Consider the following 15,834-nt stretch of genomic DNA (forward strand, 5'->3'; position numbering starts at 1 on the left):
TGATGTAGAGCGGCTTGCTCTGTAGGAACGAGCTTGCTCGCGAGCTTTTAACGGCTCGCGGGCAAGCTCGCGCCTACGGAGGTCAGAGAGGTTAGAAGAAGCCCAGCGGGTTGATGTCGTAGCTCACCAGCAGGTTTTTGGTCTGCTGATAGTGGTCGAGCATCATTTTGTGGGTTTCACGGCCGACCCCTGACTTTTTGTAGCCGCCGAACGCGGCGTGGGCCGGGTACAGGTGGTAGCAGTTGGTCCAGACGCGACCGGCCTTGATGGCGCGGCCCATGCGGTAGGCGCGGTTGATGTCGCGGGTCCACAGGCCGGCGCCCAGGCCGAACTCGGTGTCGTTGGCAATCGCCAGGGCTTCGGCTTCGTCCTTGAAGGTGGTGATGCTGACCACCGGGCCAAAAATTTCTTCCTGGAACACACGCATTTTGTTGGTGCCCTTGAGCAGCGTCGGCTGGATGTAGTAGCCGGTTGCCAGGTCGCCTTCGAGCTTGGCTACCTGGCCGCCGGTCAGCAGCTCGGCACCTTCAGCCTTGGCGATTTCAAGGTAAGACAGGATCTTGTCGAACTGCTGCTCCGAGGCCTGGGCGCCAACCATGGTGTCGGTGTCCAGCGGGTCGCCGCGTTTGATCGACGCAACCTTCTTCATCACCACTTTCATGAAGTCGTCGTAGATCGATTCCTGAATCAGCGCGCGGGAAGGGCAGGTGCACACTTCGCCCTGGTTGAAAAATGCCAGCACCAGACCTTCGGCCGCCTTTTCAATGAAAGTCGGTTCGGCCTGCATGATGTCGGCGAAGAAGATGTTCGGCGACTTGCCGCCCAGTTCAACGGTGGAAGGGATGATGTTCTCGGCGGCACATTTCATGATGTGCGAGCCCACCGGGGTCGAGCCGGTAAAGGCGATTTTGGCGATGCGTTTGCTGGTGGCCAGCGCCTCGCCAGCTTCTTTGCCGAAGCCCTGCACCACGTTCAGCACGCCCGGAGGCAGCAGATCACCGATCAGTTCCATGAACACGGTGATGCTCAGCGGGGTTTGCTCGGCCGGTTTGAGCACGATGCAGTTACCGGCAGCCAGCGCCGGAGCGAGTTTCCAGGCGGCCATCAGCAGCGGGAAGTTCCACGGAATGATCTGCCCGACCACGCCCAGCGGTTCGTGGATGTGATAGGCCACGGTGTTGCCGTCGATTTCTGCCGCGCTGCCTTCCTGGGCGCGGATGCAACCGGCGTAATAACGGAAATGGTCAGCTGCCAGGGGGACGTCGGCGTTCAGGGTCTCGCGTACCGCCTTGCCGTTGTCCCAGGTTTCGGTCACGGCCAGCAGTTCGAGATTCTGTTCGATACGATCGGCAATTTTAAGCAGCACCAGCGAACGGGCCTGAACCGAGGTCGAGCCCCAGGCGTCAGCAGCTGCATGGGCGGCATCCAGGGCTTTTTCGATGTCTTCTGCTGTTGAACGCGGGAATTCGGCGATGGGTTTGCCGTTCACAGGCGAGGTATTGGTGAAGTACTGGCCTTTGACGGGCGCCACGAATTCGCCGCCGATGTAGTTGCCGTAGCGGCTCTTGAACGAGACGACAGAGCCTTCGGTACCGGGTTGTGCGTAACGCATGGGGAGTGTCTCCTGGCTTTATTGTGCTTATGGGAGGACGCGCTGTGGCGTTGTCATATGCAAGAGCAAAGGCCGGGCCATATTGTCTGCAGGGCTCTAGGCTGGGGTTCACATGGATATAGGGGCAGTAGGGGTGGCAGTCGCTGTCACGGGCTCGATACAGTTGCCGTGACACTTTGTACCAAAACAGGTGCAGATGATGACCGACGGGTCAGTTGGCGATTGCAAAGCCCGGCCGGCAAGCAGATGCTGAGTGTTCGGTCTGGACCTGGATCCATGTTGGCGAAGAGGGTAAATGTGCCCCTGCCGGACATGAGACCGCCGATACAGCGCGGAGAATAATAAGAATGCACAGCAGTGATTTAAGCCGGCACGCCCGGCAGGTTCTCGATGTCACCCAGGGCCGCCCCCAGGGGTGCGACCCTTCTATCGTCCGTTCCTGGCAGCGCTGCCTGGAGGACTACCACCTCGATCCCGCACAAACCATTGCACCGACGGTGCTGGAGCACGGGCGCATTCTGGAAGGTCGCGAGCGTTTGCAGCAGGTGCTGCAAATCGCCGGGCACGAGATGAATAGCCTGCATCAGCAACTGTCGGGGGCCGGGCACGCGGTACTGCTGACCGATGCCCGCGGGGTCATTCTCAACTGTGTCACGGCGGCGACCGAACGCAAAGTGTTCGAGCGGGCCGGGCTGTGGCTGGGAGCTGACTGGAGCGAGGCCCGCGAGGGTACCAACGGAATTGGCACCTGTGTCGTGGAACGCCAGGCCTTGACCATTCATCAGGACGAACATTTTCGTGGCCGCCATACCGGGCTGACCTGTTCGGCAAGTCCGGTATTCGATCCCCAGGGCGAATTGCTGGCGGTGCTGGACGTGTCCTCGGCGCGGCATGACGTTTCGCGCCAGAGCCAGTTTCACACCATGGCCCTGGTCAACCTCTCGGCGCGGATCATCGAAAACAGTTATTTTCTGCGGCACTTCGAAAACCAGTGGCTGCTGCGCTTTCACCTGCAGGCCGAGTCGGTGGGGCTGTTCAGCGAAGGGATGCTGGCGTTCGATGGCGACGGCGCCATCTGCGCAGTCAATCAAAGCGCCCTGAATTTGCTGGGGCATGAGCGGGGCGGGCTGCTGGGGTTAACAGTCGACAGCCTGTTCGATTGTCCGCGGGACGAACTGTTCGCCCGTGCCAGCACCCAGGCCAGCACCAACTGGCCGCTGCGCACCCGCGACGGTCGCCGCTTGTATGCGGCGGTGCGTGGTCAGCCGCGCAGCGTGCCGTGCGCGGTCAAGCCCCAGGCCGAAGCCGTAGTGCCCCGGGTGAGTAGCATTTGCCTGGGGGACCAGGCCCTGCAGACCGATTTTCGTCGTGCCTTGCGGGTGTTCGAGCGGGATGTGCCGTTATTGATCAATGGCGAAACCGGTTCGGGTAAAGAAGCCTTTGCCAAAGCGGTGCATCAGGCCAGCTTGCGTAACGGCAAAGCATTCGTCGCCCTCAATTGTGCGTCGATCCCCGAAAGTCTGATCGAAAGCGAGTTGTTCGGTTATCGCGGCGGCAGCTTTACCGGAGCGCGCAAAGAGGGGATGCAGGGCAAATTGCAGCAGGCCGATGGCGGCACCCTGTTTCTGGACGAGATTGGCGATATGCCCCTGGTGCTGCAAACCCGTCTCTTGAGAGTGCTGGAAGATCGCCTGGTGGTGCCGATTGGCGGTGAACCGCTGGCAGTCAATGTGCGCATCATCAGCGCCACGCACCGCAACTTGCAGGAGCGCGTGGCTGACGGCAGTTTTCGGGAAGACTTGTATTACCGTCTCAATGGTCTGGAAATCGGTTTGCCGGCGTTGCGCCAGCGCAGTGACAAGTCGCAGTTGCTGGATTTTCTCCTGGCCGAAGAAGCGGCTGACCAGCACCTCGTGCTCAAGCCAGCGGCACGCCAGGCTTTGCTGGATTTTCAGTGGCCGGGTAACGTCCGCCAACTGCGCAACGTGTTGCGCACTCTGGCGGCGTTGTGTGAAAACCAGACGATCGAGTTTGATGACTTGCCTGTGGCCATTCGCCAGGCCCCCGCCACGGTTGCCGTCCCCTGTGCGCAGCCGTTGGAAAACGCTGAAAAACTGGCCCTGCTCGAGGTGCTGGAACTGCACCGCTGGCATATGACCCATGCCGCCGTGCAGCTGGGGATCAGTCGCAATACGCTGTACAGAAAGCTGCGCAAGCACGGGATAGAGCGATAGCTTATTTTGCGGGAGCCGGCCGGGCGGCTCCCGCAAAAGACGGCATTTGAATCATCAGGTGCGAAAAACAACCCCCTGCGATACCCTTCGCCGATGATTTTCGAGGTCGACTATGCACATTCATATTCTTGGTATTTGCGGCACTTTCATGGGTTCGCTGGCTGTTCTGGCCAAAGAACTGGGTCATCACGTTACCGGTTCCGACGCTAACGTCTATCCGCCAATGAGTACCCAGCTGCAAGCTCAAGGCATTGAGTTGACCCAGGGCTATGATCCGGCCCAGCTCGACCCGGCACCCGATCTGGTGGTGATCGGCAACGCGCTGTCCCGTGGCAACCCGGCCGTCGAATACGTGCTGAACAAAGGCTTGCCTTACGTATCGGGCCCGCAATGGCTGGCCGATCACGTGCTGCAAGGCCGCTGGGTACTGGCTGTGGCCGGCACCCATGGCAAAACCACCACCAGCAGCATGCTGGCCTGGGTTCTGGAGCACGCGGGCATGGCCCCGGGCTTCCTGATCGGTGGTGTGCCGCAAAACTTTGCGGTGTCGGCCCGTCTGGGTGATACGCCGTTCTTCGTGGTCGAGGCCGATGAGTACGACAGCGCCTTCTTCGACAAGCGTTCAAAATTTGTGCATTACCGTCCGCGCACCGCGATCCTGAATAATCTTGAGTTCGATCACGCGGACATCTTCCCGGACTTGCCGGCCATTGAGCGCCAGTTCCATCACCTGGTGCGCACCATCCCGAGCGAAGGCCTGGTGATTCATCCCACCACCGAGCCGGCCTTGCAGCGCGTGATCGAGATGGGCTGCTGGACCCCGGTGCAAACCACAGGCGATGCCGGCCAATGGCAGGCCAAACTGCTCAGCGAAGACGGTTCGCGCTTTGAAGTGTTGTTTGAAGGCAGCGTTCAAGGCACCGTCGAGTGGGACATGACCGGCCAGCACAACGTGGCCAATGCCCTGGCGACCCTGGCGGCGGCACGCCATGTGGGTGTGGTACCAAGCCTGGCGATTGACGGATTGAGCGCGTTTAAAAGCGTGAAACGGCGGATGGAGAAAGTCGCTGAAGTTCACGGCATCACCATCTACGACGACTTTGCCCACCACCCGACTGCCATTGCCACGACCCTTGATGGTCTGCGCAAACGCATCGGCGACGCGCCGCTGATTGCCGTCATCGAGCCGCGCTCCAACTCCATGAAACTGGGCGCCCATCGCGACGGCTTGCCGCAAAGTGTGGTGCAGGCCGATCACGTGGTCTGGTATGCCCCGGCCAATCTGGGCTGGGATCTGGCGGCGACGGTGGCCTCAAGCCCTGTGCCGACTCTGGTATGCGATTCGCTGGAGGCGATCATTGCCGAGGTCAAGCGCCATGCCAAACCCGGTACCCAGGTGGTGATCATGAGCAACGGCGGCTTTGGCGGCCTGCACGGCAAATTGGCGGAAGCCCTGCAATGAGTGGCCCGGAACGCATCACCCTGGCGGTAACCGGTGCCTCTGGCATGCAATACGCGCTGCGCCTGCTCGATTGCCTGGTGCGGGAAGACCGTGAGGTGCATTTCCTGATTTCCAAGGCCGCGCAATTGGTGATGGCCACGGAAACCGATGTCAGCCTGCCGCCCAAGCCACAGGCCATGCAGACTTTTCTGACCGAATACACAGGAGCTGCCGCCGGGCAGATTCGCGTCTACGGCAAGGAAGACTGGATGTCACCGGTGGCGTCAGGCTCCGGAGCACCGGCCGCCATGGTGGTGGTGCCCTGTTCTACGGGGACGCTGTCGGCCATTGCCACCGGCGCCTGCAACAACCTGGTTGAGCGGGCTGCGGATGTCACGCTCAAAGAGCGCCGGCAGCTGATTCTGGTGCCCCGAGAGGCGCCGTATTCCAGCATCCATCTGGAGAATATGCTCAAGCTGTCGAACATGGGGGCGGTGATACTGCCCGCCTCGCCGGGCTTCTATCACCAGCCACAAACCATCGATGACCTGGTGGACTTTGTGGTGGCGCGAATTCTCAACCTGCTCAATATCCCGCAAGACATGCTGCCACGCTGGGGCGAGCACCATGTGGGCGGCGATGAGTAAGGTTGTGCTGCTGATGCTTGCGGCTATGCATGTCTGTGGTTGCGCCAGTGTTCGCACGCTGGACGCGGCCAAGCCGGGGGCGCCGATTGTCTATTCCGGCACCCGACTGGACATGTACGCGTTACAGGGCGGGTGCTGTGCGATGGACCGCTTTGGTGCCGATGCCCCGCGCTACCCGGGGCTGGACCTGCCAGCCAGCGCATTGCTCGATACGCTGCTGTTGCCCTTGTCGGTGTTGACGGTGCTGGGTGTGGGCTATCAGGCCAGCGGTGGTTTGTAGTCGCTGCCAAAGGCTGCTGGCTCTGTGCTGCGCAGGACTACGCCCCCCGGTTTTATAAAGCTCGCAGCCTTTGGCAGCGACCACAGGGCGGATTATTTACCCAGCCTTCTCAGTTCATCGGACTCGACCACCCGCACCCCATCCTGCTCTTCCAGGGCCAGGCGCCATAGGGCACGAGCCAGCTGGCAGGCCTCGATACCGTGGTATTTGCCCGGGATCAGTCTGGACAGGGGCGCCGCCAGCTGCTCCGCCAAACGCGGTTCTGTACGCTCACCGATCAGCAGCGACGGGCGGGCAATGGTCAGCTGCGGCCAGCCCTGGACGCGCAATGATTGCTCCATCTCGCCTTTGACCCGGTTATAGAACACCGACGATTTAGGATCGGCCCCTATCGCGCTGAGCACTATCAGGTGCCGCGCGCCCATTTCCCGTGCGCGTTTGGCAAAGGCCACGACCATGTCATGGTCGACGGCACGGAAGGCTTCTTGCGAGCCCGCCTGCTTGATGGTGGTTCCCAGGCAGCAAAATGCGATATCGACCTGTCCGCTCAGCTCTGGCAGAAACACCGACGGATCGCCCACCGGATTTTCCAGGTGCGGATGTTTGGCCAGCGGTCGCCGTGAGGGCGCAAGTACTCGGGTGATGGTGGGTTCGTTAAGCAACCGGTCGAGCAGATGTTCGCCGGTAAGACCGGTAGCTCCTGCAAGCAGGATGTGCTGAGGCGTCAAGTACATGCGTGGTTCTCCCTTGATACATCCAGCTTAGTCTTAGTTAGCTGACTTGCAGTTCATTCAGGTGACTGCAAGGCCTGTTTTGCCTGTTGCTGGCGCAAGCGTTGCCAGTGCGCCAGGACACCTTTTGGCGCCCATATCTGCGGCTCGGAGGGCTCGTAGCCGTCAGTCTGCTCGCGCTCGGCGATATAACCCCTGGCCAGTTTGAAAGCTTTTTGCAGGTCGTCGGTCTGATTCAGCGCCTGAGCGAACAGGGCATTGCCGAAGTAAGTGAAGTCGGCTTCTTCCGAGCAGCCAAAAGACACGCGGTCGGCCCGGGATGCGGTCATGATCAGGGTTTTGTCATCTTTGAGCGCCGGGATAAACCCGCCGGAGTAGCAGGATGAAATCACGATAATCTTGTCCCGGTTTTTCAGCGGTGCCAGGGCTGCGGCCAGTTCGTCGGCAGGCAGGTCTGCCAGCTCCAGGCGCGGTTGATCCAGCACCAGTTCATGCTCCTGGGTGCCGTGACTGGTGAGGTAGATAAACACCAGGTCTTCGGGGCCGGTACGCTCGGCCAGGGTTTTGGCTGCGCGGTGCAGGTTTTCGCGGGTGGCCATGGGCTGGTCCAGCAGATGGTCGCGATGGTTCACCAGGTTGATCTGGCCGTGGCTGCCGAAGCGGGTGGCGAGCATGTTGTTGACGTATTCGGCTTCACGCATGAACACACTTTGCTTGCCGTCGCCCGCCAGCACCAGGCTGTATAGCTCTACGTCGGGGGTCGACGCAGGTACTGCATCCAGTGCGTCTTTGAGCAGCGTTCCCTGATTGAGCAGGCCCAGTTCCAGCGGGTCGGGCAGCAGGTTGCCATTGGCATCGCGTACCCGTTGTCCGTTAAGCCAGTAGCCGCTTTCGACGGTACCATCGGCCAGGGTCAGGGTGCCATGCCCCTGATAGGTGTCCGCGGCAAATTCTCCGATATAGCTGCTGCCGTCGGCCATGCTCAGGTGGCCGGGGCCATTGAACCGCCACTCATTGAACATGCCGCGATAGTGCGAGCCATCAATGCCGATCAGCTCGCCCTTGCCGGTCAGGGCGCCATCTTTGAACTCGCCGATCCAGACATCGCCGTCAGCGTTTTCATAGCGGCCTTTGCCGTTCAGTTGATTGTGTTTGAATGCGCCTTCGTACTGGTCGCCATCGGCACTGTTGAACACGCCGTTGCCTTCCAGCTCGCCATTGACGAACTGGCCGCTGAATTCATTGCCGCTGGCATCGCTGCGCTTGCCTTCGCCGTTGGGTTTACCGTGGGCGAACTGCCCCTGGTACTGGCTGCCGTCTTCAAGTTCAAGATGGCCAACGCCGGAGAACTGATCGTCCTTGAACTCGCCGCGGTAGCTCATGCCACCTTCTTTGAGCGTGCCCTCACCCTCGCGCCGGCCCTGCTTGAAGCCGCCGACATAGGTGCTGTCGTGGGTGGTCAGGCTGCCCTGGCCGCTGTACTGGCCCTGTTCGAAGCCACCGCTATAGACGTCGCCGTTGCTGGCGTGCCATTCACCCTGACCGTGCCACAGGCCATTTTTGAAATCGCCGGTATACCAACTGCCATTCGGGTAGTCGATACGGCCCTGACCTTGCAATAGCCCGTTGACCACTTCGCCTCGATAGCGGCCGCCATCAGGCAGGCGTGCGTCGGGAGGCATCAGCGATTCGCCGTCTCCGCAGGCCGTCAACAGCAGGGTCAAAGCAAGGGGGGCAAGTGGGCGCATAGCGGGATCCGGATAGTTAGGCTTGCGAGTATGCCGTAGCAAGGAGAGCCGCTCTATAGGGCTGGATGAAACATCCTGGTAATTGCGTGACCATCGCCATGGTTTGGCAATGCCGGCTTGTGAGGGGACGTGCTTATAATGCGACGCAAAAAATATTTGCTGGAGAAGTGAGATGTTGTTACGCGGCTTGACGTGGCTGGTGCTGTTTCAATTGCTCGGTACTGCCCTTAATCACTTGTTCGTCCCCGTGTTGCCCGGCCCGATTATCGGTCTGTTGCTGCTGCTGGCATTTTTGCTGCTGCGCGGCCAGGTCGGCGAACCCCTGAGCCAGGCGGCCAGCAGTTTGTTGCGCTACCTGCCGCTGCTGCTCGTCCCTCCTGCCGTCGGAGTCATGGTGTATGCCGCCGATATCGCGGCTGATTTTTGGGCCATTGCCGGTGCCCTGGTGCTGTCACTGCTGATCTCTATGGCGTTTGTCGGTGTGCTGATGCAGCGCTTGCTCAAGGGGCACAGTCACCCCGGGGAGCGGCCATGAACCTTGAGTGGCAGGGCGCCTGGGCGTCGGTAATCCATCACCCGCTGTTTGGCATCGGGATTACCCTGGGCGCTTATCAACTGGTGCTGGCGGCCTATGAAAAAAACCGCTGGATTTTCCTGCAGCCGGTGTTGGCGTCGATGTTGCTGGTGATCGGGGTCCTGGTCAGTTGCGGTCTGAGTTATGTCGAGTACCGTAAAAGCACGGAAATCCTCAGCATCCTGCTTGGCCCGGCCACTGTGGCGCTGGCGGTGCCGCTGTATCTGAATCTGCGGCGAATCCGTCAACTGTTCTGGCCCATTTTTACTACGCTGGTGATTGGCGGAGTCCTGGCCACCGGACTGGTGGTTTTGCTGGGCTGGTGGTTTGGCGCCGAGCATATGATGCTGATGACCCTGGCGCCGAAGTCGGTTACTTCGCCGATTGCGATGCTGGTCGCAGAACAGATCGGCGGTGTTGCGCCCCTGGCGGCGGTATTTGTGCTGATTACCGGAGTAATCGGCGCGATAGTCGGCCCCGGGCTGTTGCGGCTTTTGCGGGTGCATAGCCCTGAGGCCCGGGGTATGGCGCTGGGCATGACCGCCCACGCGGTGGGCACCTCGGTGGCGTTGCAAGAAGGCGAGGAGTGCGGCGCTTTTGCAGCGCTGGCCATGAGTCTGATGGGCGTAGGTACGGCGGTTTTCCTGCCGTTGGCTGTAACCCTGGTTGTCTAAGGAAAAATATATGAGCTTGCCGCTGTTTCCATTGAACACCGTGCTGTTTCCGGGCTGCGTGCTGGACTTGCAGATTTTCGAGGCGCGCTATTTGGACATGATTGCCCGTTGCATGAAGCAAGGCACGGGTTTTGGTGTGGTGTGCATCCTGGAAGGTGGCGAGGTAGGAGAGGCGCCCCAGGATATCGCCCGGATTGGCTGTGAAGCGCTGATTCGCGATTTTCAGCAGCAGGACAACGGCCTGCTGGGGATACGGGTCGAGGGCGGACGGCGCTTTGAGGTGTTGAGCACCGAGCTTCAGGGCAATCAGTTATTGCTGGCCGAGGTCGACTGGCTGGACGAGCTTCCCGAACAGCCGCTGGAGCACGAAGACCAGGACCTGCTGGCATTGCTCAAAGCCCTGGCGGAACACCCGATGGTGGCTGCGTTGAACATGAGCACTGAAGTGCCGGGTCAGCAGGCACTGGCAAACCAGTTGGCCTACCTGCTGCCCTTTGCCGAACAGGACAAGCTCGAACTGCTGCAGGTCGATGACCCGCAGCAGCGTCTGGACGGGATTCAGGTGCTGCTCGACGAGATGCAGAGCGAGGCGCTGGGCGAAACCCTGATGTAGGCGTCGGGCTGCATCAATAGGTGTAGCGCAGCAACTCGCGGGACAAGTCGTGCAGCATGAAAAAGCCATACAGAGCAACGATTGCCGGCAGGATCAGCCACCAGATCTTCTGCGGTATCGGCTGCAGCGGCATGTAGCGCTGGCTCAGCGCCAGGGCAAAAGCGTTGACCAGGATGGCGAGCAGGGCGCCGGCCATGATGTCGGTTGGCCAATGGGCCCCCAGATACACCCGCGACAGCGCCACGCTGATCGCCAGCAAGCAGCCCAGCAGGACCCAGGTAATGCGCATGCGCTGCGGTTGTTCGCGCCCGGCCAGAATCGCCAGGGCGATAAAAAACGCAAATGAGCCGGAGCTATGGCCGCTGGGCATGCTGTAGGTGGTCAGCGGATCCACCAGCACTTCGGGGCGCATGCGGGCAAAGAAGTGTTTGGTGGCGGTGTTGGCCAGGGCCGTAAACAGCGTCACCCCGCCAAAAAAGATCATCGCCCGCCACTGCTTGGTGACCAGCAGCAACCCGCAGAGCAGCGCCGCGGCCACAAACTGGGTGTGGAAGTTGCCTATTTGCGTGACCAGCACGGCGCCGAGATCCATCGCGCTGCTGCGGTGCTCCTGCAGCAGCGCACTGATGCCACGGTCAAAAGCGCCCATGTACGGATAGCCCGCGAACACCGCGATCAGCAGCGCCAGACCCAGGGCGCCGATCAATAACGTGGCTTTGGGTTGGCGGCGGATGCTGGCATTGATGCTCAGCCCCAGCAGTGCAGTCAGACCCGCGGCAACGATGGCTGCTTGCGGCCAGAACCCTTCAGGCAACGGCAGGCGAATCGCGGCCCCTGTTGCCCAGCCCGGCAGCAGATAGGCCACCGACCAGCCAGCCCCGGCCAGCAGGCTGACAATGATGAAGCGCGGGACCGGCATGTCGCACATGCCTGCCACCATGGGCAGCATAGGACGCAGCGGGCCGATGAAGCGTCCGACCAGCAGGCTGGCAATCCCGTAGCGTTGAAAATAGCCTTCGGCGCGGTTTATCCATTCAGGATGGTGGCGCAGCAAGGGCAGGCGCCGGATGTTTTGGTGGAAACGTCTGCCCAGGACGTAGGACACAACGTCTCCGGTCAGACCTCCGAGCAGCCCCAGCAACAATGTTTCACCCAGTGACATCGCGCCATTGCCTGCCAGAACGGCGATCGCGAACAGCAATATGGTGCCCGGAATGATAAAGCCGATGATCGCCAGGCATTCAAAGAACGTCACTAAAAATACGGCAAGGCCCAGCCATTGCGGGTTGGCCGTTAACCAGCCGGTCATGCTATCGAGCCATGGGCCCATGCTAAAACTTCCTTTTTAATCGTTGTTTCAATCGTCTGCAGATGCGAGCTCTGCGTTGCTGTGTTGAACAGCTTGCTCCTACAGAGGGGGCGGGTTTTCCAACACTATATAGTCGCGCCCCTCAACCTGGCCGCGGCGCAGTGGGTTGCGGGTGCAGTACGCGGTGTAGTCGGCATCGACAAATCGGTACAGCAAATGCTCGTCCCGGCCATGGGGTATGCCCAGGCGGGTGGTTTGAATGATCTGCGACGGCACCTCTGAGACGTCATCGACCCGTAAACGTTCGGGATCGAAACATTTTGCATCCCAGTCAGGTACTTTCAGCCCCAGTGCTTTGCACAGCAGGGTTTGCCCCGCGCAGAGTTTCTGGTCCGGGCGTGGCCGGCCCTGGGTGTCAGGGTTGTTGAGTCGCATCCGGGCCAGGCTGGCCGGGCCGGACAACGGGTCCTGCCAGGGGTAGGCCGACTTGATCAGTACCGCGTTGCCGGGGCCCTGGGCACTGAAGTTCAGCGAGTCGCCACCCCGTGCGTAGTACATATAGATGTGGCCACCATCGAAAAACAGCGCCTTGCGCTTTTCGGTGTAGCCCAGGGACGCGTGGCTGCCCTTGTCTGCGCAGTAATAGGCTTCGGTTTCGATGATCCGCGCGCTAAGCCACAAACCGTCAACCCGGTGACGAATGACTTTTCCCAACAGTTCGCGAGCGAGCAGCTGGGCGTCGCGATTGAAAAAAGTATCGGGCAACGTGATTGGCATCTTCAGGGGGGTCAGCAGATGGCTAAAAAGTCGCCAATCATAGCAAGGGATGCTTAATCGGGGCTGAACACTGTGTATTTACGGCCGATTTCGACCATCCGCCTGTCACCGCTGTGCGTGAGACGGCGCGACAGCTATAATCGGCCGCTTTCCTCCCTGCCAAGACCCTTGAGACCATGACTGAGTCCGTTCTTGACTACATGACCCGCCTGGGTCGCGCTGCTCGCGAAGCCTCCCGCGTGATCGGTCGCGCCAGCACGGCGCAGAAAAACCGTGCCCTGCACGGCGCTGCCGAAGCCCTGGATGCGGCCCGTTCGGAGCTGGTTGCGGCCAACGAACTGGACCTGGCCGCCGGCCGGGCCAATGGCCTTGAGCCAGCCATGCTGGAGCGCCTGGCGCTGACCCCTGCCCGCATCGACAGCATGATTGTCGGTTTGCGTCAGGTGGCAAGCTTGCCGGACCCCGTCGGGGCCATTCGTGACATGAGCTATCGCCCCTCGGGTATCCAGGTGGGCAAGATGCGCGTGCCGCTGGGAGTAGTCGGAATCATCTACGAGTCGCGTCCGAACGTGACCATCGATGCCGCCAGCCTGTGTCTCAAGTCGGGCAATGCCACCATTCTGCGTGGCGGCTCCGAGGCGATTCACTCCAACCGTGCGATAGCCATCTGCATCCAGCGAGGTCTGGCCGAGGCCGGACTGCCGCCGGCAGTGGTACAGGTGGTTGAAACCACCGACCGGGCTGCGGTCGGCGCGCTGATCACTATGCCCGAGTACGTGGACGTGATTGTGCCCCGTGGCGGCAAAGGCCTGATCGAACGGGTCAGCCGTGATGCCAAGGTGCCGGTCATCAAGCACCTTGACGGCATTTGCCATGTCTATGTCAGTGCCCGCGCTGATCTGGCCAAGGCCCAGCGCATCGCGTTCAACGCCAAGACCTACCGTTACGGGATCTGCGGGGCGATGGAAACCCTGCTGGTGGATCAGGCCGTCGCTGCGCAGTTTTTGCCGGCAATGGCCGAACAGTTCCGCACCAAGGGCGTCGAGCTGCGCGGTTGCGAACGTACCCGGGCGTTGATCGATGTGCTGCCGGCCACCGAAGATGACTGGAACACCGAGTATCTGGATGCGATTTTGTCGATCCTGATCGTCGACGGTCTGGACCAGGCGATTGAGCACATCAATCACTACGGCTCCCATCACACCGACTCGATCGTCACCGAACATCAGGGCGACGCCCGGCGGTTTATGGCCGAAGTCGACTCCAGTTCAGTGATGCTCAACACCCCGACCTGCTTCGCCGATGGATTTGAGTACGGATTGGGTGCGGAGATTGGCATTTCTACTGATAAGCTGCACGCCCGCGGCCCGGTGGGTCTCGAAGGTCTGACCTGCGAGAAGTACATTGTGGTCGGTGACGGTCAGCTGCGCGGCCAGGAGCCGGTCTGACTTGGTTGACCTCAGTCCGTTAGTGGTGGCCCCGGCCATCGGCCTGTTACCCCTGCGCATTGGCGTTCTGGGTGGCACCTTCGATCCGGTGCACATCGGGCATTTGCGCGGTGGCCTGGAAGTGGCCGAAATGATGCAGCTCGACGAGTTGCGTCTGACTCCCAACGCCAGGCCGCCACATCGCGATACGCCCCAGGTGTCGGCGCTCGACCGTTTGGCGATGGTTGAGTGTGCTGTCGCTGGAGTAGCTACGCTGGTAGTGGATTCCCGGGAGCTGCAACGGGACACGCCGTCCTACACCATTGATACCCTGGAACTGATGCGGGCCGAGCTGGCCGCTGATGACCAGTTGTTTTTACTGCTGGGCTGGGACGCTTTTTGCGGCCTGCCTACGTGGCACCGCTGGGAGGATTTACTCCAGCATTGCCATATCCTGGTGCTACAGCGCCCGGATGCCGACAGCGAACCGCCGGATGCCTTGCGCAACCTGCTGGCAGCGCGCTCGGTGAGCGACCCGCTGGCCCTGAAGGGGCCTGGCGGACAGATTGCATTCGTCTGGCAGACGCCGCTCGCGGTATCCGCCACCCAGATCCGTCAACTGCTGGCCAGCGGTAAGTCGGTACGTTATCTGGTGCCCGACGCGGTCCTGGCCTACATCGATGCGCACGGACTTTACCGTGCGTCGAACTGAAAAGGCGCGTTTCAAGGCACGATTCAACGTGTATTGAAACGCCCGAACACATGAGCAAAACGAGTTTTTATATGACGAACAAAGACGTAAGCAAAGTAAAGCGCACAGGCAAAGCCAAAAGCGCTCCGCTGCCAGTTGAAAAATTCACCGGTGAGCCACTCAAGGGCGAAAAACTGGTTGAAGTAGCCGTTGCCGCTCTGGAAGACGTTAAAGGTCAGGACATCCAGATCATCGACGTGCGTGACAAGCACAGCATCACCGATTTCATGATCATCGCTACCGGTACTTCGAACCGTCAGATCGGCGCGATGCTGGACAAGGTTCGTGAGGCCGTCAAAGCGCTGGGCGTGAAGCCATTGGGCGAAGAAGGCAAGGGCGACAGCGACTGGGTCCTGCTGGATATGGACGACGTGATCGTGCACATGATGACTGCCAGTGCCCGTCAGTTCTATGACCTGGAACGCCTGTGGTCCGGCGCAGAACAGAGCCGTGCCCTGAACGCTGCTCACCACAGCCCGGAAAACACCCACGAGCACTTCATCAAGCTCAACAAAGACCAGGAATAAGGGTTCGTTGTGCGCTTGCGTCTGATCGCTGTCGGTTCGCGTATGCCCAAGTGGGTGGAAGAGGGTTGGCATGAATATGCCAAGCGTCTGCCATCCGAGCTGGCGCTTGAACTGGTAGAAATACCGCTCAATACCCGCGGCAAGAATGCTGACGTGGCTCGTTTTATCCGTCAGGAAGGCGAGGCCATGCTGGCCAAGGTCGGCCCGGGGGAGCGAATCGTTACGTTGGAAGTCCACGGCAAGCCGTGGAGCACCGAGCAGCTGGCGGTTGAGCTCGACCGCTGGCGCCTGGACTCGCGCACGGTGAACTTCATGGTCGGCGGCCCCGAAGGGTTGGCGCCTGAAGTTTGCGCGCGCGCCGATCAGCGCTGGTCGTTGTCGCCCTTGACGTTGCCGCACCCGTTAGTACGGATTCTGATTGGTGAACAGTTGTATCGCGCCTGGACAGTGTTGTCCGGGCACCCTTATCACAAATAGTCAGCGTCCCGA

Annotated in this window: 16 protein-coding genes; 11 read left to right on the top strand and 5 right to left on the bottom strand. The window is 60.7% G+C overall.

The features are described 5' to 3' along the window. Positions 1-91 precede the first annotated feature (91 nt). Positions 92-1,612 (bottom strand): acetaldehyde dehydrogenase ExaC, encoded by a 1,521-nt coding sequence (gene exaC / locus JQ848_RS02885; RefSeq protein ID WP_003444244.1) that lies wholly within the window; start codon positions 1,610-1,612, stop codon positions 92-94. A gap of 347 nt (positions 1,613-1,959) precedes the next feature. On the opposite strand from exaC, the gene JQ848_RS02890 reads away from it, so the two are divergent. From JQ848_RS02890 to JQ848_RS02905, 4 genes are all read left to right on the top strand, one after another. Next, a complete protein-coding gene (locus JQ848_RS02890; RefSeq protein WP_202210246.1) occupies positions 1,960-3,846 on the top strand; it encodes a sigma-54-dependent Fis family transcriptional regulator in 1,887 nt (628 codons plus the stop codon). 112 nt (positions 3,847-3,958) lie between these two features. Beyond that, entirely contained in the window at positions 3,959-5,308 is a 1,350-nt protein-coding gene (gene mpl, locus JQ848_RS02895; protein ID WP_003444238.1) for a UDP-N-acetylmuramate:L-alanyl-gamma-D-glutamyl-meso-diaminopimelate ligase, read from the top strand. Continuing rightward, complete coding sequence (gene ubiX, locus JQ848_RS02900) at positions 5,305-5,934, top strand: flavin prenyltransferase UbiX (RefSeq protein WP_003444235.1); 630 nt, start codon at positions 5,305-5,307, stop codon at positions 5,932-5,934. Before mpl ends, ubiX begins: the two co-directional genes overlap by 4 nt. Continuing rightward, positions 5,927-6,214 (top strand): YceK/YidQ family lipoprotein, encoded by a 288-nt coding sequence (locus tag JQ848_RS02905; protein ID WP_003444232.1) that lies wholly within the window; start codon positions 5,927-5,929, stop codon positions 6,212-6,214. The genes ubiX and JQ848_RS02905 overlap by 8 nt, the downstream gene beginning before the upstream one ends. A 92-nt stretch (positions 6,215-6,306) precedes the next feature. Here JQ848_RS02905 and JQ848_RS02910 read toward each other — a convergent pair whose 3' ends face one another. Next, positions 6,307-6,948 (bottom strand): oxidoreductase, encoded by a 642-nt coding sequence (locus JQ848_RS02910; RefSeq protein ID WP_003444229.1) that lies wholly within the window; start codon positions 6,946-6,948, stop codon positions 6,307-6,309. A gap of 53 nt (positions 6,949-7,001) precedes the next feature. Continuing rightward, the gene (locus JQ848_RS02915; RefSeq protein WP_060781718.1) at positions 7,002-8,693 is read right to left on the bottom strand and encodes a C13 family peptidase; all 1,692 of its coding nucleotides are present in this window, start codon (positions 8,691-8,693) and stop codon (positions 7,002-7,004) included. A gap of 172 nt (positions 8,694-8,865) precedes the next feature. On the opposite strand from JQ848_RS02915, the gene JQ848_RS02920 reads away from it, so the two are divergent. The 3 genes from JQ848_RS02920 to JQ848_RS02930 are packed head-to-tail and all read left to right on the top strand — an operon-like array spanning position 8,866 to position 10,554. Then, positions 8,866-9,228, top strand: a complete 363-nt coding sequence (locus JQ848_RS02920; protein WP_202210247.1) for a CidA/LrgA family protein — start codon at positions 8,866-8,868, stop codon at positions 9,226-9,228. Then, positions 9,225-9,941, top strand: a complete 717-nt coding sequence (locus JQ848_RS02925) for an LrgB family protein (RefSeq protein WP_202210248.1) — start codon at positions 9,225-9,227, stop codon at positions 9,939-9,941. The genes JQ848_RS02920 and JQ848_RS02925 overlap by 4 nt, the downstream gene beginning before the upstream one ends. Before the next feature lie 10 nt (positions 9,942-9,951). Continuing rightward, positions 9,952-10,554, top strand: coding sequence for an LON peptidase substrate-binding domain-containing protein (locus tag JQ848_RS02930; protein WP_003444214.1), 603 nt, complete (start codon positions 9,952-9,954; stop codon positions 10,552-10,554). A 13-nt stretch (positions 10,555-10,567) separates the two neighbouring features. On the opposite strand, the gene JQ848_RS02935 is transcribed toward JQ848_RS02930, so the two are convergent. Together JQ848_RS02935 and JQ848_RS02940 are read right to left on the bottom strand one after the other, a co-directional pair. Further along, positions 10,568-11,884 (bottom strand): bifunctional DedA family/phosphatase PAP2 family protein, encoded by a 1,317-nt coding sequence (locus JQ848_RS02935; RefSeq protein WP_003444211.1) that lies wholly within the window; start codon positions 11,882-11,884, stop codon positions 10,568-10,570. Positions 11,885-11,962: 78 nt separating this feature from the next. After that, positions 11,963-12,640, bottom strand: coding sequence for a DNA-3-methyladenine glycosylase (locus JQ848_RS02940; protein ID WP_127196873.1), 678 nt, complete (start codon positions 12,638-12,640; stop codon positions 11,963-11,965). Between the two features lie 176 nt (positions 12,641-12,816). Between JQ848_RS02940 and JQ848_RS02945 the strand changes: the two genes are divergently transcribed. From JQ848_RS02945 to rlmH, 4 genes are all read left to right on the top strand, one after another. Continuing rightward, a complete protein-coding gene (locus tag JQ848_RS02945; protein WP_202210249.1) occupies positions 12,817-14,088 on the top strand; it encodes a glutamate-5-semialdehyde dehydrogenase in 1,272 nt (423 codons plus the stop codon). A gap of 25 nt (positions 14,089-14,113) precedes the next feature. Then, entirely contained in the window at positions 14,114-14,779 is a 666-nt protein-coding gene (gene nadD / locus JQ848_RS02950) for a nicotinate-nucleotide adenylyltransferase (protein ID WP_165878380.1), read from the top strand. Between the two features lie 71 nt (positions 14,780-14,850). After that, positions 14,851-15,345, top strand: coding sequence for a ribosome silencing factor (rsfS, locus tag JQ848_RS02955; RefSeq protein ID WP_003444202.1), 495 nt, complete (start codon positions 14,851-14,853; stop codon positions 15,343-15,345). A 9-nt stretch (positions 15,346-15,354) separates the two neighbouring features. After that, complete coding sequence (gene rlmH / locus JQ848_RS02960) at positions 15,355-15,822, top strand: 23S rRNA (pseudouridine(1915)-N(3))-methyltransferase RlmH (protein WP_003444191.1); 468 nt, start codon at positions 15,355-15,357, stop codon at positions 15,820-15,822. The last annotated feature ends 12 nt before the right edge of the window (positions 15,823-15,834 follow it).

Source organism: Pseudomonas paraversuta (assembly GCF_904067025.1).
Taxonomy (GTDB): domain Bacteria; phylum Pseudomonadota; class Gammaproteobacteria; order Pseudomonadales; family Pseudomonadaceae; genus Aquipseudomonas; species Aquipseudomonas paraversuta.

Excerpts from the sequence above, each read along its gene's own strand:
- JQ848_RS02925 (WP_202210248.1), top strand. The coding sequence starts at position 9,225 with ATGAACCTTGAGTGGCAGGGCGCCTGGGCGTCGGTAATCCATCACCCG.
- exaC (WP_003444244.1), bottom strand. The coding sequence starts at position 1,612 with ATGCGTTACGCACAACCCGGTACCGAAGGCTCTGTCGTCTCGTTCAAG.
- JQ848_RS02915 (WP_060781718.1), bottom strand. The coding sequence starts at position 8,693 with ATGCGCCCACTTGCCCCCCTTGCTTTGACCCTGCTGTTGACGGCCTGC.
- JQ848_RS02890 (WP_202210246.1), top strand. The coding sequence starts at position 1,960 with ATGCACAGCAGTGATTTAAGCCGGCACGCCCGGCAGGTTCTCGATGTC.
- JQ848_RS02920 (WP_202210247.1), top strand. The coding sequence starts at position 8,866 with ATGTTGTTACGCGGCTTGACGTGGCTGGTGCTGTTTCAATTGCTCGGT.
- JQ848_RS02935 (WP_003444211.1), bottom strand. The coding sequence starts at position 11,884 with ATGGGCCCATGGCTCGATAGCATGACCGGCTGGTTAACGGCCAACCCG.
- JQ848_RS02905 (WP_003444232.1), top strand. The coding sequence starts at position 5,927 with ATGAGTAAGGTTGTGCTGCTGATGCTTGCGGCTATGCATGTCTGTGGT.
- ubiX (WP_003444235.1), top strand. The coding sequence starts at position 5,305 with ATGAGTGGCCCGGAACGCATCACCCTGGCGGTAACCGGTGCCTCTGGC.
- JQ848_RS02940 (WP_127196873.1), bottom strand. The coding sequence starts at position 12,640 with ATGCCAATCACGTTGCCCGATACTTTTTTCAATCGCGACGCCCAGCTG.
- rsfS (WP_003444202.1), top strand. The coding sequence starts at position 14,851 with ATGACGAACAAAGACGTAAGCAAAGTAAAGCGCACAGGCAAAGCCAAA.
- JQ848_RS02945 (WP_202210249.1), top strand. The coding sequence starts at position 12,817 with ATGACTGAGTCCGTTCTTGACTACATGACCCGCCTGGGTCGCGCTGCT.
- JQ848_RS02910 (WP_003444229.1), bottom strand. The coding sequence starts at position 6,948 with ATGTACTTGACGCCTCAGCACATCCTGCTTGCAGGAGCTACCGGTCTT.
- JQ848_RS02930 (WP_003444214.1), top strand. The coding sequence starts at position 9,952 with ATGAGCTTGCCGCTGTTTCCATTGAACACCGTGCTGTTTCCGGGCTGC.
- mpl (WP_003444238.1), top strand. The coding sequence starts at position 3,959 with ATGCACATTCATATTCTTGGTATTTGCGGCACTTTCATGGGTTCGCTG.